The following is a 25,089-nucleotide window of genomic DNA, read 5'->3' as shown; positions in this document are numbered from 1 at the left end:
GGTAGATGTCGCAATCCACACCGAACCCGGAAGCCCTTCCTCATGCCAAAACGATCATCCCCTGTACTCAACCTCTGTGGTCAGTACACCTAGCCAGAACCACCGACCCAGGGCTTCCGGACTGTCCGGAAGCCCTTTTTTGTGCTCAAACGTCGTCTTGTCACTTTCTTGCATCGATCACGTCCATGTCTTGCTGGCTTCTGTAGGCGTTTGTATGTTTCTTGCACCAACGCGCCGTGAAACGGGCTCGTAACCTCAGGAGGAGCCTTAATGAAGCCCCGTAACCTCGCGATCCTGCTCAGCGCAGGTCTCGCGCTCGCCGCTGCCGGGTGCAGCAGCGAGCAGACCCCGGCAGCACAGTCGCCCTCCGCGCAGAGCACGGCGGGCGGCACCGCGCCGGCGGCTGCTGCCGCTCCGGTCACGGTCACGGTGGCCTGCAAGCCGCCCAAGACCGACCCGCGTAACCGCAAGACCTGGGAGGAGGACGTCGCCGAATTCCAGAAGATGTATCCGCACATCACGCTCGAGAGCACCGACAACTTCCCGTGCTTCGACCCGCAGACGTTCCCCGCACGTCTGGCCGGCGGTCAGCTCGAGGACATGTTCTTCGTTCCCGTGACGAACACGTCGCAGATCATCTCCCAGAAGCTCGCCCAGGACATCACGCCCTACGTCGAGACGGTGAAGACCTACAAGGACGTCAACAAGGACGTCCTGTCGCTCTTCCAGGCCGACGGCGCGACCTACGGCCTGCCCAGCGCCGGCTACGGCACCGGCCTGGTCTACAACCGCAAGCTCTTCGAGCAGGCCGGTCTCGACCCCAACACCCCGCCCAAGACCTGGGCCGAGGTGCGCGAGGCCGCCAAGAAGATCACCGCTCTGGGATCCGGCTACATCGGCTTCGGTGAGTACGCCGGCGGCGCGACCGGCGGCTGGCACTTCATGCAGCACCTGTACGCCCGCGGCGGCGACGTGGTCAAGGACGGCAAGGCCGCCTTCAACAGCCCCGAGGGCAAGGCCGTCCTGCAGAACCTCAAGGACATGCGCTGGACCGACAAGAGCATGGGCAGCCGCCTGCTGATCGGCTGGGAGTCGCTCATGCAGCCGATGGGCGCCGGCAAGGTCGGCATGATGCTCGGCGCACCCGACGTCGTGCCCGGCGTGGTCAACGGATTCAAGGGCCAGTTCGCCGACTACGGCGTGACCGTCGCCCCCGAAGCCAAGCACGCCCAGATCGGCGGCGGCGGCTTCATGTTCCACCCGCGCGCCACCCCTGACCAGATCAAGGCCGGTCTGCTCTGGCTCGAGTTCCAGTTCCTGACCCCGGGCAAGGGCCAGTTCAACCTCGAGCGCGGCAAGGCGATCGGCAACGCGGTCGGCGTGCCCGACAACACCGTCTTCGCCGGCAGCCCCACCGGGCAGGCGATCGAGGACCTGCGCAAGGCCAACGCCACCGTGCCGGTCGACCAGTACGCCGGCTACAACCAGGGCATCGCCACCGTGACGCCCAAGCCCGAGCCGCCGATGGCCCAGGAGATCTACGCCGTGCTCGACGTGGCCATGTCGGCCGTGCTCAGCCGGGAGGACGCCAACGTCGACGAGTTGCTGGCGGAAGCCGAGACCAAGGTCAACGCCCTGCTCAGCAAGGCGGGCGTGGCGGGCTAGCCAGTCCGGGGATGCCGGTCCCGCCCGAGGACCGGCATCCCCGCCGATCTCCTGGAGATTCCCATGCTCAAGCGCAACCTGACGGCCTACGGCTTCATGTGCGCGGCGCTCTTCTGCTTCGCCTTCTTCGCCTGGTACCCGATCGTCCACCAGTTCCTGCTGAGCTTCCAGCAGACCAACTTCGTCACCGAGGCGGAGTGGGTCGGGTTCGACAACTTCCGGACGGTCTTCGAGGACCCGGCGTTCGGGACGGCGTGGCTGAACACGCTGGCCTTCACGGGGCTGGCGCTGCTGTGCGGATACGTGGTGCCGTTCGTCGTGGCCATCGTGCTGAACGAGCTGCGGCACTGCCGTGCCTACCTCAGGTTCGTCGTCTACCTGCCGGTCATGCTGCCGCCCATCGTCGGCGTGCTGCTGTTCCGCTGGTTCTACGACCCGGGACCCGGCCTGTTCAACCAGATCCTCGACCTGTTCGGCATCCCCGGTCTGGCCTGGCTCGACTCCACCAGCACCGCGCTGATCTCCCTGGTGATCGTGTCGACCTGGATGAACCTGGGCAGCGCCACGCTGATCTACCTGGCCGCGCTGCAGAACATCCCGAGCGATCTGTACGAGGCCGCCGAGCTCGACGGGGCCGGGCTGTTCAAGCGCATCCGCTTCGTCACCATCCCGCAGACCCGGCTGATCCTGCTGCTCATGCTGATGCTGCAGATCGTCGCCACCATGCAGGTGTTCCTGGAGCCCTTCCTGCTCACCGGCGGCGGCCCGGAGAACGCCACCGTCACGGTGGCCTACCTGATGTACCAGTACGCCTTCGTCTACGGCGGCAACTTCGGCGCCGGCGGCGCGCTCGGGATGATGCTCATGTTCGTCCTGCTGGCGTTCGCGGCCGTGCAGCTGCGGCTCACGCGCGAGGAGAAGATGTGATGTCCGACCTCATGACAAAGCCGCGCCACGCGTCGGCGGCCGGTCACCGCGGCACGCCGCGGCGCAGGCCGAAGAAGCCGATCCCCTCGCATCTGCGCACGCTCGTCTCGCCGCACCAGCTCAACTCGCCCTGGGGACGGCGCATCTACTGGACCGTGCTGATCGCGGTCGTGGTCTCGTTCACGCTGATCTTCGTCTTCCCGCTCTACTGGATGGTCACGGGCGCGATGAAGAGCGGCGAGGAGATCGCCCAGATGCCGCCCACGCTGTGGCCGGCCGCCCCCTCCCTGGACGCCTTCGTCGAGGCATGGGAGCTTTTCGACCTGCCCACGCTGTTGCGCAACACCGGCTTCTACGCGCTCGGCGCCTGGCTGTTCACGATGATCGTGGACGTCACCGCCGCCTACGCCCTGTCGAAGCTGCGCCCGGTGCTCGGCAACGTCATCCTGGGCGCGATGCTCGCCACGCTGATGATCCCGCCGATGGTGGTGCTCATCCCCACCTATTTGGTCGCGGTCGAGATGCCGGTCTTCGGCTGGGAGCTGCTGAACACTCCCTGGGCCATCTGGTTCCCCGCGGCCGCCAACGGGTTCAACATCTTCCTGCTCAAGCGCTTCTTCGACTCGATCCCGCGCGAGCTGATCGAGGCCGCGCAGATCGACGGGGCGGGGCCGCTGCGCATCCTGGTCTCGGTGGTCATCCCCGTCTCGCGGCCGATCCTCGGCGTGGTCTCCATCTTCACCGTGGTCGCCACCTTCCGTGACTTCGTCTGGCCGCTGCTCGTCCTCACCGAGGACGAGACGATGACGATCAGCGTGGGCCTGTCGCAGGTGTCGAACATGGTCACCCAGAACGCCCTGATGGCGGGCTTGGTCGTGGCGAGCATCCCCACGATCATTGTTTTCTTCTTCTTCCAACGGCACATCATGGCGGGCCTGACCGCCGGAAGTCTGAAAGGCTGAGCATGCCCGAAACGTGGTGGCGGGGAGCCGCGATCTACCAGGTCTACCTGCGTAGCTTCGCCGACGGAAACGGCGACGGGACGGGGGACCTGGCCGGGCTGCGCGCACGCCTGCCGTACATCGCAGACCTCGGGATGAACGCCATCTGGCTGAACCCCTGGTATCCCTCGCCCATGGCCGACGGGGGGTACGACGTGGCCGACTACCGCGACATCCATCCTGACTTCGGCACCCTGGCCGAAGCCGAGGAGTTCATCAACGAGGCCCACGCGCTGGGCATCAAGGTGATCATCGACGTGGTGCCCAACCACTCGTCGGTGGCTTCCGAGTGGTTCCAGGAGGCCCTGCGCGACCCGTCCAAGCGCGACCGGTTCTGGTTCGCCGACGAGCCCGCCAACGAGTGGAAGTCGATCTTCGGCGGCCCCGCGTGGTCGCAGGTGGACGACGGCCAGTGGTACCTGCACCTGTTCGACCCGGGCCAGCCCGACTTCAACTGGACCAACCCCGAGGTTCACCAGGAGTTCCACGACGTGCTGCGCTTCTGGTTCGACCGGGGCGTGGACGGCATCCGCATCGACTCCGCGGCGCTGCTGGGCAAGGACTTCGCCGGCGGCGACCCCGACGGCTACACCGACCTGCCCGAGGTGCACGAGATCTACCGCTCGTGGCGGCGGCTCTCCGACGAGTACGACCAGCGCATCCTCATCGGCGAGGTCTGGTTCGCCGACCAGGAGCGGTTCGCCAGTTACCTGCGTCCCGACGAGATGCACACCGCCTTCAACTTCGACTTCCTGGCCGCTCCGTGGGACTGCGCGAAGCTGCGCGCCTCCATCGAGCAGACGCTCGCCACGCACATCCCGCTCGGCGCGCCGCCCACCTGGGTGCTGTCGAACCACGACGTGGCGCGCGTGGTCACCAGGTACGGCAGGGCCGAGACGTCGTGGGACCACGGCGAGCGGCGTGACGGCGTGCCGTCCGACCTCGAACTCGGCTACCGCCGATCCCGCGCGGCCGCGCTGCTCGCCATGGCGCTGCCCGGCTCCATCTACGTCTACCAGGGCGAGGAGCTCGGCCTGCCCGAGGTCGACGCCATCCCCGACGAGCTGCGCCAGGACCCCATGTTCACCCGCTCAGGCGGCACCGTGCCGGGACGCGACGGCTGCAGGGTGCCGATGCCGTGGTCGGGGGAGGAGCCGCCGTTCGGCTTCGGCGCGGGCGACACGTGGATGCCCCAGCCGGCCGACTGGCGCAAGCTCACCGTCGAGACGCAGGAGGCCGACCTCGGCTCCATGCTCAACCTCTACAGGACCGCGCTGACGATCCGGCGCGAGCACCTCGGCGACGGCTCGCTCACCTGGCTGGACCTCGGCCCCCAGGTGCTGGCCTTCACCCGCGAGTCGGGCCTGACCTGCGTGGTCAACTTCGGGCCCGACCCGGTGCGGCTCCCGGCACACGGCAGGCTCCTGCTGGCGAGCGGCTCGCTCGACGGCGACGCGCTGCCGGCCGAGACCGCGGTGTGGCTCGCCTGAGGCCACGATCCACCCCGCGTACGGCGGGCTGCCCCGTGCCGCCCGCCGTACCCGAAACTGCCCGGCGCAACACGACAGGCGGCTTGCGAGGAGCCGCGTCGGAGGTACCGGCGTGAAGTTCCGGATCCTGGGATCACTCACCGTCGACGCAGAGGCCGGCCCGGTCGATCTGGGCCCGGCCAAACAACGCACGGTCCTGGCGGCGCTGCTGCTGGAGGCCAACCGGATCGTCCCGGTCGACCGCCTGGTGGCGGCGGCCTGGGAGGGCGAGCCGCCCCGGTCGGCGGTGGCCAACGTCCGCACCTACGCGTCCCGATTACGCAAGCTGCTCAGGGAGCGCGTCGAGAGCCGCCCGCCCGGCTTCGTCCTGCACGTGGGCGACGACGAGCTGGACCTGGCCGCCTTCCGCGAGCTGGCCGGACGGGGGCGGGCCGCGCTGGCGGCCGGTCACGACGGCGAGGCGGTCGCCACCCTGGGCGAGGCGCTGTCGTTGTGGCGGGGCGCCGCGGCCGAGGACCTCAGCCGCTCGGCGGGGCTGGAGGCGCCGCTGGCGGCGCTCGACGAGCAGCGGCTGGCGGTGCTGGAGGACTGGATCGCGGCCAGGCAGCGGCTCGGGCACGACGGGCAGCTGATCGACGAGCTGCGGCGGCTGACCGACACGCATCCGCTGCGCGAGCGGTTGTGGTCGCAGCTCATCCTGGCGCGCTATCGCAGCGGGGACATCGGGGGAGCGCTGGCGGGGTACGCGCTGGCCAGGAACGCGCTGGCAGAGAACCTGGGCGTGGATCCGGGTCCCGAGCTGGTGCGCATGCACCAGGCGGTGCTCACCAGGGATCCCGCGCTCGACCTGCTCGACACCCACCCGCCGGGCCCGCCGCTCCGCCACCCCGCCGACAGCCGCCATCCGCCCGCTCCCGACCCCGGTGCGCGCCAGCACGCGGTGCCGCGGGAACTGCCCGCCGACACCTCCGTCCTGGTCGGCCGCGACAAGGAGCTGCACCTCCTGCTCGACTCCGTCATCGGCGGTCCCGAGCACTCCCACGGGCCCACCGTCCTGGTCCTGCACGGCCCGGCGGGCATCGGCAAGTCCGTCCTGGCCGTGCGCGCGGCGAGCCTGCTGGCCGAGCACTTCCCCGACGGCCAGCTCTTCGCCGACCTGCGCGGCACCGCGACCTCCAGGAAACAGCCGCGCAAGGTCCTGGCCGGCTTCCTGCGCTCGCTGGGCGTGCCCGACCGGCGCATCCCCGACGACGAGGACGAGAGCGCCGCCCGCTACCGCTCGATCACCGCCAACCGGCGGCTGCTCATCCTGCTGGAGGACGCGGCCGAGGAGGCGCAGGTCAGGCCGCTGCTGCCCGCCGCCCCCGGCAGCGTCGTCGTCATCACCGCCCGCCGCCCGCTGGCCGCCCTCGACGGCGCCGCCCACCTGCACCTGGAGCGCCTGCCGCCGGACGCGGCCGAGGAGCTCCTGGTACGGCTGTGCGGACCGGAACGGGTGGAGGCCGAGCGCGAGGAGGCCCGCCGCCTGGCCGCCCGATGCCGCGGGCTGCCGCTGGCGCTGCGCATCGCCGCCGCCCGTCTCGTCGCCGACCCCCTGCTTCCGGTGTCCGCGCTCGGCGACCATCTCGAATACGGAGACCTGACCATTCATCTCTCTTGATACATCGGCCATACATCGATGAATGTATGAGAAATAACGGCCCCCTCGTTAGTGTCGTTTCCGGTTCGGCAGGAACCTGATCGAGAGGAAATCGGAAATGGCACTGTTGGAAAAGGCGGCCGACCGCCTGCTCTCCATGGTGGCGCCGAAGAAGGAAGCGGCCGCCGCCTGCAACCCGTACTGCTGGTGGCAGCAGATCTGGGACGGCTGGTACCAGTACTGCTGCAAGTACCCGAACTGCGACGTCGTCTGCCGCTGACGTGAGGGTTCCCGGGGGCGGGCGGCCGGTCCGCCCCCGGAGACCCGAGGGATGCCATGAATGGTGTAGCAGCGGGTTGTCAATGGGCGCTCGGAATTGTTTTCCTGGCCGCCGTGGCCGGTAAGGCGCGCGATTTTCCGGGTTTTCGCTCGTCCCTTTCCTCGATGGCGCCAGGAATGGCCGGCTGGGCCGTTCCCGTCGTCATGGCCGAAATGTTCACCGCTTTGTCGCTGCTGATTCCCGCGAGCGCCCGGTGGGGTTTCGCGGCGGCCGCGGCGCTGTCGGCCGGGCTGGCCGCGGTCGTGCTGCGGGCACTGGCGCGCGGGCACCACGAGCCGTGCCCGTGCTTCGGCGTGAGCGCCAGGCCGCTGGGCCGCAGGCATGTCGTGCGCAACGGGCTGCTGATCGTGCTCGCCCTGGCCGGGCTGGCCTCGGGCGATCCCGCGGGGCCGGGCGCGGAGGGCTGGCCGGTGGCCGTGCTCGCCGGCGGGTGCGCGGCGGTCCTGCTGATCTTCTTCGACGACCTCGTCGAGCTGTTCCTCCCTGTCTCCAGGAGTGTGTGATGGTCTATCTCGTCGTCGTGCTGACCGTGTTGTGCCTGGTCAATCTGCTGCTCACGGTGGGAGTCGTCCGGCGGCTGCGCGAGCACACCGAGCTGCTGGCCGAACAGGCCGCCGCGCCGCCACCGCCGTTGCGTCCTGGCACGCGGGTGCCGGGCTACGCGGAGCTGACCGGCGCGACGGAGGAGAGCGTGATCGGCTTCCTGTCGCCCGGCTGCGAGCCGTGCCGCACCCTGCTGCCGGGCTTCCTGGAGCGCGCGGGCGCCGCAGGCTCCTCCCTGGCCGTGGTGGTCGGCGGCGCGGAGCGGGCCAAGGAGTACACCGACCGGATCACCGGGCACGTCGAGGTGGCCGTCGAGGAGATGGGCGGCCCCCTGACCTCGGCCTTCCAGGTCACCGTCTTCCCGACCTTCTTCGTGGTCGCCCCCGACGGCACCGTCCTGGGCAGCGGCAACGGCCTCACCGCGCTGGAGCGGCCCGCCGGGGCGGGCGCCAGGCCGTGACCGGGCGAGGGGGGACGAGGCCAGGGGGGACGAGTCCAGCGGGGACGAGGCACGCCGCCGCCGAAGCGGCGCGGCTGATCTGGGCCGCGGCGCCAGGCGGAGTGGCGGCCTTCCTGCTGGTGACGCTGGCGGAGGCGGCGGCCCCGGTGGTGGCCGCGTGGATGCTGAAGCTGACGCTCGACACGCTGGCGGCCGGGGGCGACATCCTGTGGCCCGCGCTCGGCATGGCCGCCACCGGGCTGGCCACGGCGACGGCGCCGCAGCTGACCCGCTACCTGTCGGCCGAGCTGGGCAGGCGGGTGGGGCTGCGCGCGCTCGACCGGCTGTTCACCGCGCTCGACCGGTTCGTGGGGCTGGCGCCCTTCGAGGATCCCGCCTTCCTGGACCGGCTGCGGCTGGCCCAGCAGGGGGCGAGCACCTCGGGGCAGTTCGTGTCCGGCGCGTTCGGCATGGCCAGGGCGGCGGTGACGCTCGCCGGCTTCCTGGCCGCGCTGCTGGTGATCAGCCCGCTGCTGGCGCTGGTCGTGGCGGTCGCGGCGGTGCCGGCGTTGTGGGCGGAGCTGACGTTGTCGCGCGGGCGCGCGGCGATGCTCTGGCGCATCACGCCCAACCAGCGCAAGGAGATCTTCTACAGCCAGCTCCTGGGCAGCGTGGAGGCCGCCAAGGAGATCAGGCTGTTCGGCCTGGGACCGTTCCTGCGCGGGCGCATGCTCGGCGAGCGGGACCGGGCGAACGCGGGACAGCGGGCGATGGACCGCAAGGAGCTGGCCGCCCAGGGCGGCCTGGGCCTGCTCGGCGCGTTGGCCGCGGGCACCGGGCTGGTCTGGGCGGTCCTCGCGGCGCGGCGCGGCGAGCTGACCGTGGGCGACGTCTCGCTGCTGCTGGCCGCCGTGGCCAGCACCCAGGTGGCGGCCTCCACCCTGGTGCGTTCGGCCGCCGACACCCACCAGCAGCTGATCATCTTCGGTCACCACACCGCCGTCGTCACGGCCGAGCCCGACCTGCCGCTGCCCGGCGCCCCCGCCGCGGTCCCGGCCGGAGGACAGGGCATCGAGCTGCGCGACGTCTGGTTCCGCTACAGCGACGAACACCCCTGGGTGCTGCGCGGGGTGAACCTCACCATCCCGACCGGCCGGGCCGTGGCCCTCGTCGGCCTGAACGGCGCGGGCAAGTCGACGCTGGTCAAGCTGCTGTGCCGCCTCTACGACCCGACCAGGGGCACGATCCTGTGGAACGGTGTGGACGTGCGCGAGCTGGACCCGGCCGAGCTGCGCGGGCGCATCAGCGCCGTCTTCCAGGACCACATGGGCTACGACTTCAGCGCCTCCGACAACATCGCGGTCGGCGACCTCACCGCCCACGGCGACCCGGCCAGGATCGGCTCCGCCGCGCAACGCGCGGGTGTCCACGACCAGCTGATGGCCCTGCCCCAGGGTTACGACACCCCGCTCACCCGCACCTTCGCCGACGGCACGGGAGCCGGGGTGATGCTCTCGGGCGGCCAGTGGCAGCGGGTCGCGCTGGCCAGGGCCATCCTGCGCGGTGACCGCGACCTCATGATCCTCGACGAGCCCAGCTCCGGGCTCGACCCGCAGGCCGAGCACGACGTGCACGAGCGCATGCTGCGCTACCGCGCCGGGCGCACCAGCCTGCTCATCTCCCACCGGCTCAACGCCGTACGGCACGCGGACACGATCGCGGTCCTGGACGAGGGGGTCATCGTGGAATCAGGACACCATGACGAGCTGATGGAAGCGGGCGGCGGCTACGCCCGGCTCTTCCACCTGCAGGCGCAGGGCTACCGCGACGAGCTGGTGACGCCGTGACCGCGGCGTGGATCGCCCTGGCCGCGGCCCTGCTCGTGGCTGTGCCCGTGGGGCTGCTGTGGTGGATCAGGAGCCGCTTCGTCGTCGTCACCGTCAACGGCGGCAGCATGCGGCCCACCTACGAGCCGGGCGACCGGGTGCTGGTGCGCCGGGTGGCGGCCGGGCGGGTCAGGGCGGGCGACGTCGTGCTGATGGCCAGCGCCGCCCCGGTGCTGCGCGGCGGGGAGGGGCTCGGGCTGGTCAAGCGCGCGCTGGCCGTACCGGGGGATCCGGTGCCGCGCGAGCGGGTGCCGGCGCTGGCGGGCGCGCGCGAGCACACCGTGCCGGAGGGGCGGGTCGTGCTGGTCGGCGACCATCCGGGCAGCGACGACTCGCGGCAGTACGGCTACTTCCCGCTGGCCGATCTGCTCGGCGTCGTCGTCAGGAAGTTGCCGTGAGCGGGCGCAGCGGCGGGCTGACCTGGGCGCAGCGCGAGTGGTTCATGTGGGTGCCTCCTGGTTCGCCCAGCGCCTTCGAGGCCAACCAGACGTGCGTGTCGCCCGGCTACGGCGCGGGGCTCGACCACGTGATCGCCGCCGTGCGCGACGTGCTGGCCAGGCACGAAGGCCTGCGCACGATCGTCAGCCACGAGCCTGGTGGCGTGCGCGAAGCCGGGCACGCGGCCGCCGACGTGCGGGCGGAAGGGCACGGGGCGGTGGGCGAGCTGCGCCAGCACGTGCGGGCGGACGAGCCGTTGGGGGAGCTGCGCCAGCACGTGCAGGCCGTCGACGAGCGGCTGGCCGACGTCGTCCGCGTGCACCGCGACGGCGGCGAGCTCGGCCAGGCCGCGTGGCACCCCTTCGACCTGACTGCCGAGTGGCCCGTCAGGGTGCACGTGTTCACCGTCGGGCGCCGGGTGCGCAGGATCGCCCTCGTGCTCGACCACTCGGCCGTGGACGCCTGGGCGATCCGGGTGCTCTGCTCCGACCTGGCCGCCGCGATCAGGGCCCGGTCCGCCGGGCTGGAGCCGTACGGCCCGCGCCAGGTGGAGCAGCCGATCGACGCCGCCGGCTGGGAGGCCTCGCCGCAGGGCCGGGCGCACCAGGTGCGGGCGGAGCGGTTCTGGCACGCCAGGCTCACGGACCTGCGCGAGCGGCTCGACGGCTACCGGGCCAGGCCCCGGGCGGGCCTGGGCCTGTCCGCCGAGCCGTACCACTCGTGCAGGCTGGCCTCCGGGCGGCTGGCCCGGGCGGCGGCGGCGCTGTCGGCGGCGAGCGGGTTGCCGGTCGCCTCCGTCTACCTGGCGGCGTTCGGCGTGACCGTGCGGCGAGCCGAGGACGCCCCGGCCGCCGGGGTCTTCGCGTTCACCGCCAACCGGCTGAGCGCGGGCGCCAAGGCCTCGGTGCGCAAGGCCGTCATGCACGCGCCCGTCGTCGTCGGCGACGGCGGTCTCGGCGACGAGCTGCACGGATGCGCCGCGCAGCAGCTGCACGGGCACCGCTTCGCCAACCTCGACCCGCGCGCGTCGACCCGGATGTGCGACGAGCTGCTCGGCGGCCACCACAGGACCGGGGTGGCGTACGCGCGCTTCAACTACATCGACGACACGGTGGTGGGACCGCTGGCCAACAGCCGCTCGCTCGACGAGGAGGCGATCCGCTACCAGGACCCGGCCGAGCAGGAGCGCCTGTTCCACCGCCGGCCGCGTGGCGACGGCGCGGAGTACCAGCTGACCGTGCAGCACAGCCCGGCGGGCGCGCTGCTGACGCTGGCCTGGCGCGAGGACACCGGCTGGGGCGAGCAGGCGGAGGACATGCTGCGCGGGCTGGCCGAGCTGGTCGTGGGGGAGGCGTCGCGATGAGCACCACGACCCGGCTGCTCGCGGCCCGCGCCGCCGAGAACCCCGACGGCCTGGCGCTCGTGCTGCACGGCGTCGGCGAGCTCACCCACGGCCGGTGGCAGGACCGCGCGCTGGCCGCCGCCCGCGGCCTCGTGGCGCGGGGGCTGCGGCCGGGCGAGCGGGTCGGCCTGAGGTACGGCGGGGCGGGCTGGCTCGACTACGCGGTCGCCTTCCTGGCGGTGCACCACGCGGGCGGCGTCGCGGTGCCGCTGCCCGCCCACCTGAGGGAGGCCGAGCTCTCCCGCCTGCTGGGGGACTGCGGCGCCACCGCCCTCCTGCACGACGACGACGGCCTCCGTTCGCTTGGACCGCTCCGCTGGCGAGCATCTCTCGCGGAGCTCGACGGAGCCGACGCCGACCTGCCGAGCCCGCCCTCGCCGGCCGACCTGGCGCAGATCCTCTACACCTCGGGCACCACCGGCAGGCCCAAGGGCGTGGCGGCGACCCACGCCAACCTCGCCTGGGGCAGGGGCGGCAGGCGGCGCCCCTTCGCCCACTCCAGGCACCTCGTCCACGCCTTCCCGATCGGCACCAACGCCGGCCAGATCATGCTCATGAACGCCCTCGACGCCCACCCGGCGGTGGTCACCCTGCCCGCCTTCACCCCGGTGCGCTTCGCCAGGCTCATCGAGGACCACGCCGCAGGCACCGTCTTCGTCGTCCCAGCGATGGCCGTCGAGCTGCTCGACTCCGGCGCGCACCGGCGCTTCGACCTGTCGAGCGTCCTGCTCCTCGGCTCGGCCGCGGCACCGCTGCCCGAGGCGGTCTGCGCCCGGCTGGCCACGGCGCTGCCGAGGGCGACGATCACCAACTACTACACCTCGACCGAGGCCGCCCCCGCCCAGACCGTCATGATGTACGACCCGGCCAGGCCCGGCAGCGTCGGCCGCGCCGTCGCGGGCGGCCAGGTCAGGATCGCCACCGCCGACGGCGAGCCGCTGCCCGTGGGCGAGACGGGCGAGGTGTGGCTGCGCTCGCCCGCCGTACCGCGCACCTACTACGGCGACCCCGAGTCGACCCGCGGCGTCTTCCGCGACGGCTGGATCCGCATGGGCGACCTGGGCCGCATGGACGCCGACGGCTACCTCTACCTCGTCGACCGGGCGGGCGACGTGGTCAAGTCGGGCGGCTTCAAGGTCTCCACGCTCCACGTGGAGGAGGCCGTCTACCAGCACGCCGACATCGTCGAGGCGGCGGTGGTCGGCGTGCCGCACCCGGTTCTCGGCACGCAGCTGGCCGCCGCGGTGGTGCTGCGCGCCCCGCTGCCGCCCGAGGATCTGCGGGCCTTCCTGGCAGGACGGCTGGCCCCGCACGAGCTGCCGGCACGCGTGGTGGAGCTGGAACGCCTGCCACGCAACGCCGGCGGCAAGGTCGACAAGCACGCGCTCCGCAGGAGGTTGGGATGAGTCAGGCATCGTTCGTGCAGCACGGGATGTGGGTCATGCGGGGCGCGGGCGCCGCCTACCACATGCCGATGCTCGTGGAGTTACCCGGCGAGGCCGACCCCGGCGTGCTGGCCAAGGCGTGCGCGGCGGTGGCCGAGCGCCACCCGCTGCTCTCCGGCGCCCTGCGCGAGCAGGACGGCGTGGCCGTGATGGTCCCCGCGACCAGGCCGCCCGAGCTGCGCGTGGCCCGCCCCGGAGAGAGCGTCGAGGACGACATCGCCCGCCCGTTCGACCTCGGCACCGGGCCGCTGGTGCGCTTCACCCTGTTCGCGCCGCGCACCCTGCTGGTGACCGCCCACCACGTCGCCTTCGACGGGCACTCCAAGGACCTGCTGCTGCGCGACCTGCTGGCCGCCTACGACGGCGCGGTCCAGGACCCGCCCGCCGCCGGCTTCGCCGAGCTCGCCGAGGCCGAACGTGAGCGGGTGGCGCGGGCCCTGCCCGAGGCCCGCGCCTTCTGGCGGCCGCGCTGGAGCGAGCCGGTGCCGGTGATGGTCGCCGGGCACCTGCTGAGCTCGCGCGCGTCGGGGCCGGGCGAGGTCCTGGCCTTCGAGCTGCCCAGGGTCGAGCTCGACGGGCTCACCGTCTTCGAGACCACGCTCGCCGCGCTGCACGCCCTGCTGTTCCTGTACGGCAACAGCCGGGTCAGCACCGCCGTGGACCTGTCCACGCGGCGCCCCGAGAGCGAAGAGGTGATCGGCCCGTTCGTCAACGAGCTCCCCGTCGAGTCACGCCCGGACGCCGGCCTGCCCTTCCACCGCTTCGCCGGATCGTTGCGCGCCGAATGCCGGGCGATCTACCGGCACCGGGAGGTGCCGCTGGCCCGCGCGGTGCCGGGCCTGCGGCCGCACGCCGCGCTCGCGCCCGTCTCGCTCAGCTACCGCAGGCGGCAGCCCTACCACGGGACCGCAGGGGTGGACTGGCTGGTGCACAACGGCGCGGTGCGGGGCGAGCTGCAGCTGCAGATCGTCGACGACGGGCAGGTCCTGACGGCCAGCTTGCGCTGCTCGGCGCGTGCCGCCGCCGTGGCGGGCGAGCTGGCCGCGCACCTGCGTGCCGTACTGGAGCAGGTCGCGGCCACGCCGCTGGTGGCGATCGGCGAGCTGGCCGAACCGGCGGCGGAGCACGTCGCGCAGGCCGCCGCTCCCGAACCCCGGGCTGCGGCGGGGCCAGTCGACGAGGAACTGGCCGGAAGGTTGCGCGCCATCTGGGAGGAGGTCCTGCAGATCTCGCCGATCGGCGTGCACGACGACCTGTTCGACCTCGGCGGTCACTCGCTGACCGTCACCCAGATCATCGCCCGCATGCAGGGGCAGCTCGGCATCGAGGTGCCGCTCGACCTGTTCTTCGACAATCCCACCATCGCCGGAGTGCTCGATGAACTGCGCGCCCGCTGATCTGGAGGCGATGCTGATGATCAGGCACTTCGAGCTGGCGCTGCTCGACCTGTTCGCGCGGGGCGAGCTGGGCGGCACCACGCACACGTGCCTGGGCCAGGAGTACGTGCCCGTCGCGCTGACGCCCCTGCTCGGCCCCCGCGACCACGTGTTCAGCAACCACCGCGGGCACGGCCACTATTTGGCCAGGTTCGGCGACCCCCACGGCCTGCTGGCCGAGATCATGGGCCGCGAGGGCGCGATCTGCGGCGGCGTCGGCGGCAGCCAGCACATCCGCCGCGAGGGCTACCTGTCGACGGGCGTGCAGGGCGAGAGCCTGCCGCTGGCGGCGGGCAGCGCCCTGCACCTCAAGCGCACCTCGCCGGGTGCGCTGGCCTGCGCCTACATCGGCGACGGCACCTGGGGACAGGGCGCCGTGTACGAGACGCTGAACATCGCCGCGCTCTGGAAGCTGCCGTTGCTGGTCGTGGTCGAGCACAACGGCATCGCCCAGTCCACACCCGCCTCCGCGCACCTGGCGGGCGACATCGCCGGTCGCGCCGCCGCCTTCGGCGTGCGTCACGTGACCGTCGGCTCGCTGGAGGTCGGCGAGATCAGGCAGGCGCTGGAGCCGCTCGTCGCCGAAGTGCGGCTCGGCGAGCCGCTGGTGGCCGAGTTCGTCACCCATCGGCGCGGGCCGCACAGCAAGGGCGACGACACCCGCGACCCAGCCGACGTGGCCCGCATCCCCGACTGGCACGCCCGCCACGCGGCGTCGGGCGGCTTCGAGGCGATGGACAGGGCGGCGCGCGAGCTGATCGCGGCCGTCGTCGCGGAGGTCTCCGCCCGCCCGCCCGCGCGCCGGGAGGAGGCATGAGAGTGGCGGAGAACCTCAACGCCGCCCTGCACGGCGTGCTCGGCGACGACCCGGACGCCTACCTGCTCGGCGAGGACATCCTCGACCCGTACGGCGGGGCCTTCAAGATCACACGCGGCCTGTCGGAACGTTTCCCAGGACGCGTGCTCGGCACCCCGATCAGCGAGAACGCCATCACCGGCATCGCCACCGGGCTGGCCCTGGCCGGCGACACCGCGATCGTCGAGATCATGTTCGCCGACTTCGTCGCGCTGGCCTTCGACCAGATCTACAACTGCGCCAGCAAGTCGGTCACCATGTTCGGCTCGCGGGTGCCGATGCGCCTGGTCGTGCGCTGCCCCTCGGGAGGCGGGCGCGGCTACGGGCCCACCCACAGCCAGAGCCCGATGAAGCACTTCATCGGCATGCCGGGCCTGGCGCTGTACGAGATGTCGCCGCTGCACGACAACCGGGCGGTCTTCGCCGAGATGCTGGGGCGGGCGCAGCCGTGCCTGTTCTTCGAGGACAAGGTGCTCTACACGCGGCGCATGTACGACGTGCCCGCGCCGTTCCGCTGGGAGGCGGAGGGCGGCGTGGCCAGGGTGTGGCTGGACGAGCGGCCGGACTGCGTGATCGTCGCGCCCGGCGGCATGGTGCCCAGGGCGCTGGAGGCGATGCGCTCGCTGCTGCTGGAGTCGGAGATCAGCTGCACGCTGGTGGTGCCGTCGCGGCTGTACCCGTTCACCGCCGACGTGCCCGCCGCGCGGGCGGTCGTCGTGGTCGAGGAGAGCACGGCGGGCGGCACCTGGGGATCCGAGGTCGCGCAGGTGCTGCACCGGCGGTTGTGGGGCTCGCTGCGCCGGCCGGTCACCCAGGTCAGCTCCAGAGACAGCGTCATCCCCGCCGCCGCGCACCTGGAACGCGAAGTGATCGTGGACGCCGGCGACATCCGCGAGGCCGTGAAGGGGGCGCTGCGTGACTGACATCAGGGTGCCGAGACTCAACTCCAACGACGCCGACTACCTGGTCGTGGAGTGGCTGGCGGGCGACGGGAGCGAGGTCGAGGAGGGCGAGCCGCTCGTCGTGGTCGAGACGTCCAAGACCGCCGAGGAGCTGGAGAGCCCGGCCGCGGGCTTCGTGCGGCACGCGGTCGCGGCCGGGACCACGGTGACACCCGGCCAGGTGATCGCCGCCGTGACGGCCCACGCAGCCCCCGCCGTGACGGCCCACGGAACGCCCGCCTCGACGCCCGCCTCCGTGATGGCCCAGGGCGCCCCCGCCGTCGCGCAGGCCCCGCTCCCGGCCGCCGGCGGCCCGGTGATCACCGAGCCCGCCCGCGCGCTCATGGCCGAGCGCGGCCTCACCGACGAGCAGGTGCGCGGGCTCGACGTGCCCGTCGTCCGCCGCGCCGACATCGAAGGCCTGCTCGCCGCCGCCCCCGCGATCACGCTGTCGCGCGTGCAGCAGGCCGTCGGCAGGGCCGTCGCCCTGTCGCACGCCACCATCCCCGCCGCGTACGCCGTCGTCCGCATGGACCTCGGCGCCGCGCTCCAGCGTGCCACCCGTCTCACCCGCGAAGTGCGCCGCCCCGTCGGCCTGGCCGAGCTGTTCGTCCACGCCGTCGCGGGCCTGCATCCCGCCTTCCCGCTGTTCTTCGCCACGCTCGACGGCGACAGAGCCGTCCTCGCGCCGGCGCCCCAGGTGGGCGTCACCCTGGACCTCGGCCACGGCCTGTTCGTGCCCGTCGTCCACGACACCTCCGACCTGGCCCGCATCGCCGTACGCCTGACCGAGCTCAGGCTCGCCGCCGCGAGCGGGACCTTCCGCGCCGAGGACCTCGACGGCGCCACCATCGCCGTCACCCTGCACACCGAGGCCGAGGTGATGCTCGCCATCCCCTTCGTCTTCCCCGGCCACGCCTGCGCGCTGGCGGTCACCGCTCCCCGGCCGGAACCCGTGGTGCTGCCGGACGGCACCATCGCGGCCCGGACCATCGCGCACATCGGCCTGGCCTACGACCACCGCTTGATCAACGGACGAGAGGCCGCGTCGTTCCTCGGCGCGCTCAAGGAGGCTCTGACGTGACGACTACCGACCACGTGATGCGCCAGTGGCTGGCCCAAGCCCTGTCGCGATGTTGCGAAGGACGGCTGAGCGCCGACGACATCATGGCGGCCGACTGCTCGTTCCTGGCCATGGGGGTCGACTCGATCGCCATGGTCAGGCTGGTGGACGCCGTGGAGTGCGAGTTCGACGTGATCCTCGACGGCCGCTTCCCCGAGGACCTGGACGCGCTGGCCGCCCTCCTGGAGCTCGAGACCTCGGGGGCCGGCCATGGCTGACCGGGTGGCGATCGTGGGCGCTGGCCTGGCGGGCTCGCTGCTGGCGCTGTTCCTGGCCCGTCGCGGCCACCGGGTGGAGGTCTACGAGCGGCGGGGCGACCCGCGCGCGATCGGATGCGAGGAGGGCCGCTCGATCAATCTGGGACTGTCGGCGCGCGGCATCCGCGCGTTGCGGCTGGCCGGACTGTGGGAGCGTGTCAGAGCCGTGTCGGTGCCGATGCGCGGACGCATGGTGCACCCGCCCTCCGGCCCGCCCTTCTTCCAGCCGTACGGCCGTGACCCCGGCCAGATCCTCTACTCGATCCGCCGCGACGCGCTCAGCTCGATCCTCATCGACCAGGCCGAGAAGCAGCCCGGCGTGCGCTTCTTCTTCGACGCCCAGGTCAGCGGCATCGACAGGGAGGCGCCCGCGATCACCGTCTCCGGCCGGGGACGCGTGGAGGCCGACTTCGTCGTCGGCGCCGACGGAGTCTCCTCCCTGGTACGGCGGGCGGTGCCCGGCGGCGTGCGCACCGACGTGCTCGAATGGGGGTACAAGGAGCTGCACCTGCCAGAGACCGACCGGCTGCAGGCGCTGCACGTCTGGCCTGGCCAGGGCGCGCTCATGGTCGCCCACCCCAACCTCGACGGCTCGCTGACCTGCACCGCCTTCCTGCCCCACGACGTCATCGCCGGCCTGTCCGGCCGCCGCGCCGTCGAGGCCTTCTTCGAGCGGGTCTTCCCCGGCTCGACGGAGCTCGTGCCCGACCTGGCCGGGCAGTTCGCCGCAGGGCCGGCCGGCCAGCTGACCACCGTCAGGTCCACGAGCTGGCACCACGCCGACCGCCTGGTCCTCGTCGGCGACGCCTGCCACGCCGTCTACCCCTTCTACGGCCAGGGCATGAACTCCTCGCTGGAGGACTGCGTGGTCCTGGAGGAGTGCCTGGCCCGCCATCCGGGCGACCGCCTGGCCGCCTTCGCCGACTACCAGCGCCTGCGCAAACCGCACACCGACGTGCTCGCCGACCTGTCGGCCGACAACTTCCTGGAGCTGCGCGACCGGCTGCGCTCGCCGCTGCACCTGGCGCGCAAGCACGCCGACGTGGTCCTCAACCGGCTCTTGCCCCGCCACTGGCAGCCGCTCTACACGATGATCTCGCACACCACCATGCCGTACGGCGACGCGCTGCGCCGGGCCCGCCGCCAGGACGCCGTGCTGCGCGCCGCCGCCGGGGCGGGACTCCTGGCGGGCGCCGCCCTGCTCATGCGCGGAAGGGCGGCGCTCATGCGCGGAAGGGCGGCCAGGACGTGATCGTCCATCCCGACGACCCCGCCCTGCGCCTGGTCGACGTGGGCGCGCTGGAGGAACTGGCCGAGCCGTACAGGGACGCCGCCGCGCGGGTGGCCGCGTGGGCGCGCGAGTTCCTGTGCCGCCCGCACCCCGAACTGGGCCGTCGCGGCCCCGTCTGCCCGTACGCGCAGGGCTCCATCGACCGCGCCCGGTTCTACCTGGCGGTACGGCCCGGCGTCCCGTCGTCGGTCGCCGAGGTGGTGCGCGCGCTGGAGCCGTACCGGGCCTGGTTCGCCGAGCTCGCCCCGCGCGAGAAACCCGACTCCCTGCACACGGCGGTCCTGGTGCTCTTCCCCGACGCGGGCGACCGGCTCGGCCTCATCGACGGCGCGCAGCAGGAGCTGAAGGACGACTACGTGCCCGACGGGCTGATGATCGGCGAGTTCCACCCGGGGCCGCCGGACAAGGGCGGCCTGTGGAACCCCGACCTGCGCCCGCTGGCCGCGCCCGTGCCGATGCTGGTCATCAGGCACATGGTCGCCACCGACCTGCCCTTCCTGGCGGGAGACGCCGCCCACCTGCTCGCCTACCGGCGGCTGCACGGCGAGGCGCGACAACGGCGCGTTCCTGAGCACCTGCGAGAGGCGGTGGCAGAACGGTGACGACCGTCGTTCTGAGCCCGGAGCAGGAACGCCTGTGGTTCCTGCAGCAGGCCGGGCTGGGCGGGGAGGCCTACCTGGTGTGGGCGGCACACCGGCTGTCGGGCGAGCTCGACGTGCCACTGCTCGGGCAGGCCGTGGGCACGCTGGTGGAACGCCATCCGGCGCTGCGCACGGCCGTCGTCGCCGGGGTGGACGGCAGGCCGGAAGGCCGGGTGCGCTCCCGCGTGGACGTGCCCTTCGAGGTCGCGCCGCCCGCCACGCAGGAGCGGGCCAGGGAACTGGTCGACGCCTTCGTGGCCGAGCCGTTCTCGCTCGGCAGGGCGCCGCTGGTTCGGGTGCTGCTCGTGCCCCTGGGCGAGAAGGAGCACGTCCTGGCGCTGGCCGCCCATCACCTCGCGTGCGACGGGCCCTCGCTGGAGGTGCTGGTCGACGAGCTGTACCGGCTCTACGGGGGCGAGGCGTTGCCCCCGCCGCCCGAGGTGTCGCCCGGGACCGGCGACCTGACCCAGGCACGTGCCTACTGGCGGGAACGGCTCGCCGGTGCGCCCGCCGTCCTGGACCTGCCGCTCGACCGGCCCCGCCAGGACCGGCCCGGCTCGCCCGGCGCCCGCCACACCCTCCGGCTGCCGCAGGAGCTCGTCGACGGGCTGGCCGTGGCCGTCAAGGAGACCAGGGCCAGCGCGTTCATGCTGATGCTGGCCGCCGTGGCGGTCGTGCTCGGGCGGTTCGCCGACGAGGAGGACGTGGTCGTCGGCAGCCCGGTCAGCAACCGCGAGCATCCCGGCGCGGTCGGCATGTTCGTCAACACCCTCGCCCTCCGCGCCGACCTCACCGGCGACCCCACGCTCGGCGAGCTGGTCAGCCGGGTGCGGCGCACCGTGCTGGGCGCGCTGACGCACCGGCGGCTGCCGTTCGACGAGGTCGTGGAGCTGTCGGGTGTGGCCAGGGACCGGCGGCACAACCCGCTGTTCCAGGCGATGCTCGTCGTCGACCTGCCGGGAGAGGGCGTGCGCGACGTGCCGGGGCTGGAGGTCGTGCCCTACGACCTGCCCGCGCCGCCCGTCGCCCGGTTCGACCTGACCGTGGTGGCCTCGCTGGGCGCCACGGGCACGCTGGCGCTCGACTACGCGGCCGGGCTGTTCGACGAGGCGACGGTGGCCACGATGGCCGACCACCTGGTGAGCGTGCTCGGGGCGCTGACGGGGGACAGGGACAGGCGGCTGGGGGAGCTCACCTTCCCCCGAACGCACATCGCCCCAGCCCAGGGGCCCTTCCCCGCGGTCGAGCCGGTGCACGAGCAGGTCGCCCGGCGCGCCGCCGCCGACCCCGGAGCGCCCGCGCTGATCGGAGACGGCATCACGCTCACCTACGGGACGCTGGAGCGGCGCGCCAACCACCTGGCCCACCGGCTGCGGGCGCTCGGGGTCACCACGGGCGAGACGGTCGCGGTCGTCCTGCCCGCCGGCCCCGACGCGCTGGTCGCCATCCTGGGCGTGCTCAAGGCGGGCGGCGCCTACGTGCCGCTGGATCCCGGGCAACCGGCGGCGCGGCTGGCCGGGCTCGTCGCCGACGCCGGATGCCGCGCCGTCATCGGGACCGAGATCACCGTCGGCGATCACGAGGCCGAGCACCCGCCGCCCCGCGTGGCCTCCGACCTCGCGTACGTGATCTACACCTCGGGCTCCACCGGCCGCCCCAAGGGCGTCGCCGTGGGTCACGACAGCCTCGCCCGCCTGACCGAGGCCTTCCGTGACGTGCACGACTGCTTCGCCCCTGGCCAGCGCGTGCTCATGATCCCGCCGCTGACCTTCGACGCCTCGGCGGGCGACCTGTTCCCCGCGCTCACCGGCGGCGCGGCCCTCGTCGTGCACCCCGATCCCGCCGAGCTCGACGGCCCTGGACTGGTCGCCTTCTGCGCCCGGTACGGCGTCACCGCGGTCGACACCGCCTCCGCGTTGTGGCGGAAGTGGACGGAGGAGCTCGGCCCCGTCCCCGCCGACTGGCCGGTGACCACCATGATGGTCGGCGGCGAGCGGGTGCCGATCGACTCCCTGCGCGCCTGGGCACGCAGGACCGGCGGGAAGATCGCGTTCTACAACCACTACGGCCCCACCGAGGCGACGGTCTGCGCGACCGTGCACCGGACCGTCGACGGCGGCGACACGCCCGTCTCCCTGCCCATCGGCCGCCCGCTGCCGCACGTGCGCGCCCACGTCCTCGACCGCCACGGCAGGCGCGTGCCCACCGGGGTGCGCGGCGAGCTGCACCTGGGCGGGCCGTGCCTGGCCAGAGGCTACGTCGGCGGCCCCGAGCTCACGCGCGCCGCCTTCGTGCCCGACCCCTTCGCCGGCGGGCTCATGTATCGCACCGGCGACCTGGTCAGGCAGGACGCCGACGGCGTGCTGCACTTTCTGGGACGCGCCGACCGGCAGATCAAGCTGCGCGGACGTCGCATCGAGCCAGGAGAGGTGGAGTCGGCGCTCGCCGCCCACCCGGCCGTGCGGGAGTCGGCTGTCGTCGCCCGCGACGAGCTGCTGATCGCCTACGTCACCGGGCGGCCCGCCGGCGACCTGCGCGACTTCCTGCGCGAACGGTTGCCCGGCCACCTGGTGCCCTCGGCGTTCGTGTGGATGGACACGATCCCGCTGACCGCCCACGGCAAGGTCGACGAGGCGGCGCTGCCCGCACCCGTGCTGGGGGCCGCCGCCTACGAGCCGCCGTCCGGACCGGTCGAGCAGACGCTGGCCCGGATCTGGGAGCGGCGGATCGGGGTGGAACGGGTGGGCAGGCACGACGGGTTCTTCGAGGCCGGCGGGCACTCGCTGCTGGCGGCCTCCGTGGTGGCCGACGTCGAGAGGGAGCTGGGGGTGCGGCCGCCGATCGCGGCGCTGTTCGCCGCCCGCGACCTGGCGGCGCTGGCCGCATCCCTGACCCCGGCGGACACCCCGGCGGACACCTCGGCGGACACCTCGGCGGACCGGGCCGCGCTCGCCGCCGACCTGGTGCTGCCCGCCGACATCGAACCGGGGCCCCGCCGTACGGGACGTCCGCGCCGGATCCTGCTCACCGGCGCCACCGGCTTCCTCGGCCCGCACGTCCTGGAGGAGCTGTCGCGCCACGACGGCCTCCAGGTGCGGTGCCTCACCCCCGACGGCACCGGAGGGGTGCGCGGCGACCTGACCCGCCCGCTGCTCGGCCTGCCGCCCTCGGCGTTCGACGAGCTGGCCGAGGAGACGGACCTCATCATCCATCTGGCCAGGCAGGTCAGCTTCGTCCTGCCGTACGGGCGGCTGCGCGCGGTGAACGTCACCGGGACGGCCGGGATCCTGCGCCTGGCCGCGACCGGGCCGGTCACCCCCGTGCACGCCGTCTCGACCCTGGGCGTGTTCCTCGGCCACCCCGGCACCGTCACCGAGCGCAGCGTTCCGGCGCGACCCCGGTCGGGCGACTACTACCTGAGCCGGTGGGCGGGCGAGCGGCTGGCGCTCACCGCCAGGGAGCGGGGCCTGCCCGTCACCCTGCACCGGCCCGCCCGCGTGGGACCGCACAGCCGCACCGGCCGGTGGAGTCCAGGCGACCACCTGGCCCGCATGATCATCGCGTCGGCCCAGCTCGGTCTCGTCCCCGACCTGGCACACGAGGAGGACCTGTTGCCCGCCGACCACCTGGCCCAGGCCGTCGTACGGCACGCGCTTGCCGGCGCCCCCGCCACGCTGCACCACTTCAACGAGCTGACGATCGGCTACCCGGAGATCGCCGCCGTCCTCACCGAGGCGGGCGCGCCCGTCGACCTCGTCCCCTGGCGCACCTGGCTGGCCGCCGCCCGGAACCGTACCGACCTGGCCGTCACCCCCCTGATGCCGTCGTTCACCGACGAGCCGCCCCTGGCGGAACGCCCCCGCTTCGACTGCCGCGCCACCAGGGCCGCCACCAGGGCCGCCATCAGGGCCGCCACCGGTCTGCCCGGCCCGCCCTCGGCCCGCGACCTGCTCGCCCTCGCCGTCGAGCGGTTCGCCGCCGACGGCCTCCTGGAACGGGTCCCGTCATGCCGGGGCTGAGCGCGCGGCGCTTCGCCGGGATCTGGACGGCCGAGCTGGTGTCGGTGATCGGCTCCAGCCTGACCGCGTTCGTGCTGAGCGTCTGGGTCTACCAGGAGTCCGGCTCGGAGACGCAGTTCGCGCTGAACATGCTCTGCGCCACCCTGCCTGGCCTGCTGATCACCCCGTTCGCCGGGGTGATCGTCGACCGCTTCGACCGCCGCGCCGTGCTGCTCCTGGCCGACGGAGGGGCGGCGGCCGTCACCCTGGTGCTGGCCGCCCTGGCGCACACCGGGCACCTGCAGGTCTGGCACGTCTACCCGGCCACCGTGGTCGCCGCCGTCTGCGGCACCTTCCACCTGACCGTCTACCAGGCGATGACGCCCCTGCTCGTGCCCGAACGCCACCTCGGCCGGGCCAACGGGCTGCTGCAGACCACGTTCGCGCTGCAGATCGCCGCCCCCGTGCTGGCCGGGACGCTGATGGAGGCGGTGGGGCTGCGCGGGGTGTTCCTGCTCGACCTGCTGTCGTTCGCCGTCGTCGCGTGCGTGGTCGCGTCGACCCGGCTGCCGCGGTCGATCCTGCGTCCCGCCGCAGACGCCGTGCCGCCCTCGCTCGGGGCCGACCTGACCTTCGGCTTCGCCCGGCTGCGGGCCGGCGGGCTGCTGCCGCTGGTCGCGGCGTTCGCGGCGTTCAACTTCGTGTTCGCCGTCGCCGGGGTGCTGATCAGGCCGCTCATCCTGTCGTTCACCACGCCCGCGACGCTCGGCCTGCTGGTGTTCGCCGGCGGGGCTGGGCTGTTCGCCGGGAGCCTGGTCATGGGCGCCTGGGGCGGGCCGCGGCGCAAGGTCGCCGGGGCCGGGGTGTTCATGCTGCTCGGTTCCGTCGCCCTGGCCGGGCACGCGCTGCGGCCCTCCGTGCTGCTGATCGCGGTGGTGGCGCCCGTGTTCCTGTTCACGATTCCCGTGGTGAACGCCTGCCTGACCACCGTGCTGCAGAGCCGTACGGAGGCCTCGGCGCAAGGGCGGGTGCTGGCCAGCGCCAGGACGGTCAGCCAAGCCGCCGTGCCGCTGGGGTACCTCATCGCGGCCCCGCTGGCCGAGCACGTGATGGCGCCCGCGCTCCTGCCCGGCGGGGCCCTGGCCGGGGTGCTCGGCGGGGTGCTCGGCACGGGGGAGGGGAGGGGCATCGCGCTGGTCTTCCTCGCCGACGGGGCGCTGCTGCTCGTGGCGGGGGCGGCGACGTTGCTGCTGCCGAAGCTACGCCGCCTCGACGCACCCGCCCGTCCGCGCCTGCCCGCTTCCGTCTCGTCTCCCACGTCCTGAGAGAAC

Annotated in this window: 21 protein-coding genes; all 21 read left to right on the top strand. The window is 73.0% G+C overall.

Annotated features, from left to right (window positions below):
* The first annotated feature begins 270 nt into the window (after positions 1 to 270).
* The 21 genes from ACIBH1_RS47680 (at position 271) to ACIBH1_RS47580 (ending at position 25,083) form a co-directional block, all read left to right on the top strand.
* Positions 271 to 1,665, top strand: coding sequence for an ABC transporter substrate-binding protein (locus tag ACIBH1_RS47680; RefSeq protein WP_397320778.1), 1,395 nt, complete (start codon positions 271 to 273; stop codon positions 1,663 to 1,665).
* A gap of 63 nt (positions 1,666 to 1,728) precedes the next feature.
* The gene (locus tag ACIBH1_RS47675) at positions 1,729 to 2,592 is read left to right on the top strand and encodes a carbohydrate ABC transporter permease (RefSeq protein ID WP_397320777.1); all 864 of its coding nucleotides are present in this window, start codon (positions 1,729 to 1,731) and stop codon (positions 2,590 to 2,592) included.
* Positions 2,592 to 3,554 (top strand): carbohydrate ABC transporter permease, encoded by a 963-nt coding sequence (locus tag ACIBH1_RS47670; RefSeq protein ID WP_397320776.1) that lies wholly within the window; start codon positions 2,592 to 2,594, stop codon positions 3,552 to 3,554. Before ACIBH1_RS47675 ends, ACIBH1_RS47670 begins: the two co-directional genes overlap by 1 nt.
* A 2-nt stretch (positions 3,555 to 3,556) precedes the next feature.
* Positions 3,557 to 5,083 carry a glycoside hydrolase family 13 protein gene (locus ACIBH1_RS47665; protein WP_397320775.1) on the top strand — a complete coding sequence of 509 codons (1,527 nt, stop codon included), beginning with the start codon at positions 3,557 to 3,559 and terminating at the stop codon, positions 5,081 to 5,083.
* 112 nt (positions 5,084 to 5,195) lie between these two features.
* Complete coding sequence (locus ACIBH1_RS47660; RefSeq protein WP_397320774.1) at positions 5,196 to 6,743, top strand: BTAD domain-containing putative transcriptional regulator; 1,548 nt, start codon at positions 5,196 to 5,198, stop codon at positions 6,741 to 6,743.
* Positions 6,744 to 6,840: 97 nt separating this feature from the next.
* Complete coding sequence (locus ACIBH1_RS47655) at positions 6,841 to 7,002, top strand: hypothetical protein (protein ID WP_397320773.1); 162 nt, start codon at positions 6,841 to 6,843, stop codon at positions 7,000 to 7,002.
* Between the two features lie 56 nt (positions 7,003 to 7,058).
* On the top strand, positions 7,059 to 7,565 hold the full coding sequence (locus ACIBH1_RS47650) for a MauE/DoxX family redox-associated membrane protein (RefSeq protein ID WP_397320772.1): 507 nt from the start codon (positions 7,059 to 7,061) through the stop codon (positions 7,563 to 7,565).
* Entirely contained in the window at positions 7,565 to 8,065 is a 501-nt protein-coding gene (locus ACIBH1_RS47645) for a TlpA family protein disulfide reductase (RefSeq protein ID WP_397320770.1), read from the top strand. The genes ACIBH1_RS47650 and ACIBH1_RS47645 overlap by 1 nt, the downstream gene beginning before the upstream one ends.
* 101 nt (positions 8,066 to 8,166) lie before the next feature.
* On the top strand, positions 8,167 to 9,891 hold the full coding sequence (locus ACIBH1_RS47640; protein WP_397320769.1) for an ABC transporter ATP-binding protein: 1,725 nt from the start codon (positions 8,167 to 8,169) through the stop codon (positions 9,889 to 9,891).
* On the top strand, positions 9,888 to 10,328 hold the full coding sequence (locus tag ACIBH1_RS47635; RefSeq protein WP_397320768.1) for a S26 family signal peptidase: 441 nt from the start codon (positions 9,888 to 9,890) through the stop codon (positions 10,326 to 10,328). The genes ACIBH1_RS47640 and ACIBH1_RS47635 overlap by 4 nt, the downstream gene beginning before the upstream one ends.
* Positions 10,325 to 11,731: a hypothetical protein gene (locus ACIBH1_RS47630; protein ID WP_397320767.1), complete on the top strand. Its 1,407-nt coding sequence runs from the start codon at positions 10,325 to 10,327 to the stop codon at positions 11,729 to 11,731. The genes ACIBH1_RS47635 and ACIBH1_RS47630 overlap by 4 nt, the downstream gene beginning before the upstream one ends.
* Complete coding sequence (locus tag ACIBH1_RS47625) at positions 11,728 to 13,176, top strand: class I adenylate-forming enzyme family protein (protein ID WP_397320766.1); 1,449 nt, start codon at positions 11,728 to 11,730, stop codon at positions 13,174 to 13,176. The genes ACIBH1_RS47630 and ACIBH1_RS47625 overlap by 4 nt, the downstream gene beginning before the upstream one ends.
* Positions 13,173 to 14,612 (top strand): condensation domain-containing protein, encoded by a 1,440-nt coding sequence (locus tag ACIBH1_RS47620; protein WP_397320765.1) that lies wholly within the window; start codon positions 13,173 to 13,175, stop codon positions 14,610 to 14,612. Before ACIBH1_RS47625 ends, ACIBH1_RS47620 begins: the two co-directional genes overlap by 4 nt.
* Positions 14,593 to 15,468 (top strand): thiamine pyrophosphate-dependent dehydrogenase E1 component subunit alpha, encoded by an 876-nt coding sequence (locus ACIBH1_RS47615; RefSeq protein WP_397320764.1) that lies wholly within the window; start codon positions 14,593 to 14,595, stop codon positions 15,466 to 15,468. The genes ACIBH1_RS47620 and ACIBH1_RS47615 overlap by 20 nt, the downstream gene beginning before the upstream one ends.
* Complete coding sequence (locus ACIBH1_RS47610) at positions 15,465 to 16,430, top strand: alpha-ketoacid dehydrogenase subunit beta (protein ID WP_397320763.1); 966 nt, start codon at positions 15,465 to 15,467, stop codon at positions 16,428 to 16,430. Before ACIBH1_RS47615 ends, ACIBH1_RS47610 begins: the two co-directional genes overlap by 4 nt.
* Complete coding sequence (locus tag ACIBH1_RS47605; protein WP_397320762.1) at positions 16,423 to 17,532, top strand: 2-oxo acid dehydrogenase subunit E2; 1,110 nt, start codon at positions 16,423 to 16,425, stop codon at positions 17,530 to 17,532. The genes ACIBH1_RS47610 and ACIBH1_RS47605 overlap by 8 nt, the downstream gene beginning before the upstream one ends.
* Positions 17,529 to 17,789: an acyl carrier protein gene (locus tag ACIBH1_RS47600; RefSeq protein ID WP_397320761.1), complete on the top strand. Its 261-nt coding sequence runs from the start codon at positions 17,529 to 17,531 to the stop codon at positions 17,787 to 17,789. The genes ACIBH1_RS47605 and ACIBH1_RS47600 overlap by 4 nt, the downstream gene beginning before the upstream one ends.
* The gene (locus ACIBH1_RS47595) at positions 17,782 to 19,080 is read left to right on the top strand and encodes an FAD-dependent oxidoreductase (protein WP_397320760.1); all 1,299 of its coding nucleotides are present in this window, start codon (positions 17,782 to 17,784) and stop codon (positions 19,078 to 19,080) included. The genes ACIBH1_RS47600 and ACIBH1_RS47595 overlap by 8 nt, the downstream gene beginning before the upstream one ends.
* On the top strand, positions 19,077 to 19,721 hold the full coding sequence (locus tag ACIBH1_RS47590) for a DUF6875 domain-containing protein (RefSeq protein ID WP_397320759.1): 645 nt from the start codon (positions 19,077 to 19,079) through the stop codon (positions 19,719 to 19,721). Before ACIBH1_RS47595 ends, ACIBH1_RS47590 begins: the two co-directional genes overlap by 4 nt.
* Positions 19,718 to 23,779 carry an amino acid adenylation domain-containing protein gene (locus tag ACIBH1_RS47585; protein WP_397320758.1) on the top strand — a complete coding sequence of 1,354 codons (4,062 nt, stop codon included), beginning with the start codon at positions 19,718 to 19,720 and terminating at the stop codon, positions 23,777 to 23,779. The genes ACIBH1_RS47590 and ACIBH1_RS47585 overlap by 4 nt, the downstream gene beginning before the upstream one ends.
* A complete protein-coding gene (locus tag ACIBH1_RS47580; RefSeq protein WP_397320757.1) occupies positions 23,767 to 25,083 on the top strand; it encodes an MFS transporter in 1,317 nt (438 codons plus the stop codon). The genes ACIBH1_RS47585 and ACIBH1_RS47580 overlap by 13 nt, the downstream gene beginning before the upstream one ends.
* Positions 25,084 to 25,089 lie beyond the last annotated feature (6 nt).

Source organism: Nonomuraea sp. NPDC050663 (genome assembly GCF_044456985.1).
Lineage (GTDB): Bacteria > Actinomycetota > Actinomycetes > Streptosporangiales > Streptosporangiaceae > Nonomuraea.
The sequence above is the reverse complement of the archived record's forward strand: the minus strand, read 5'-3'. Positions and strand labels throughout refer to the sequence as shown.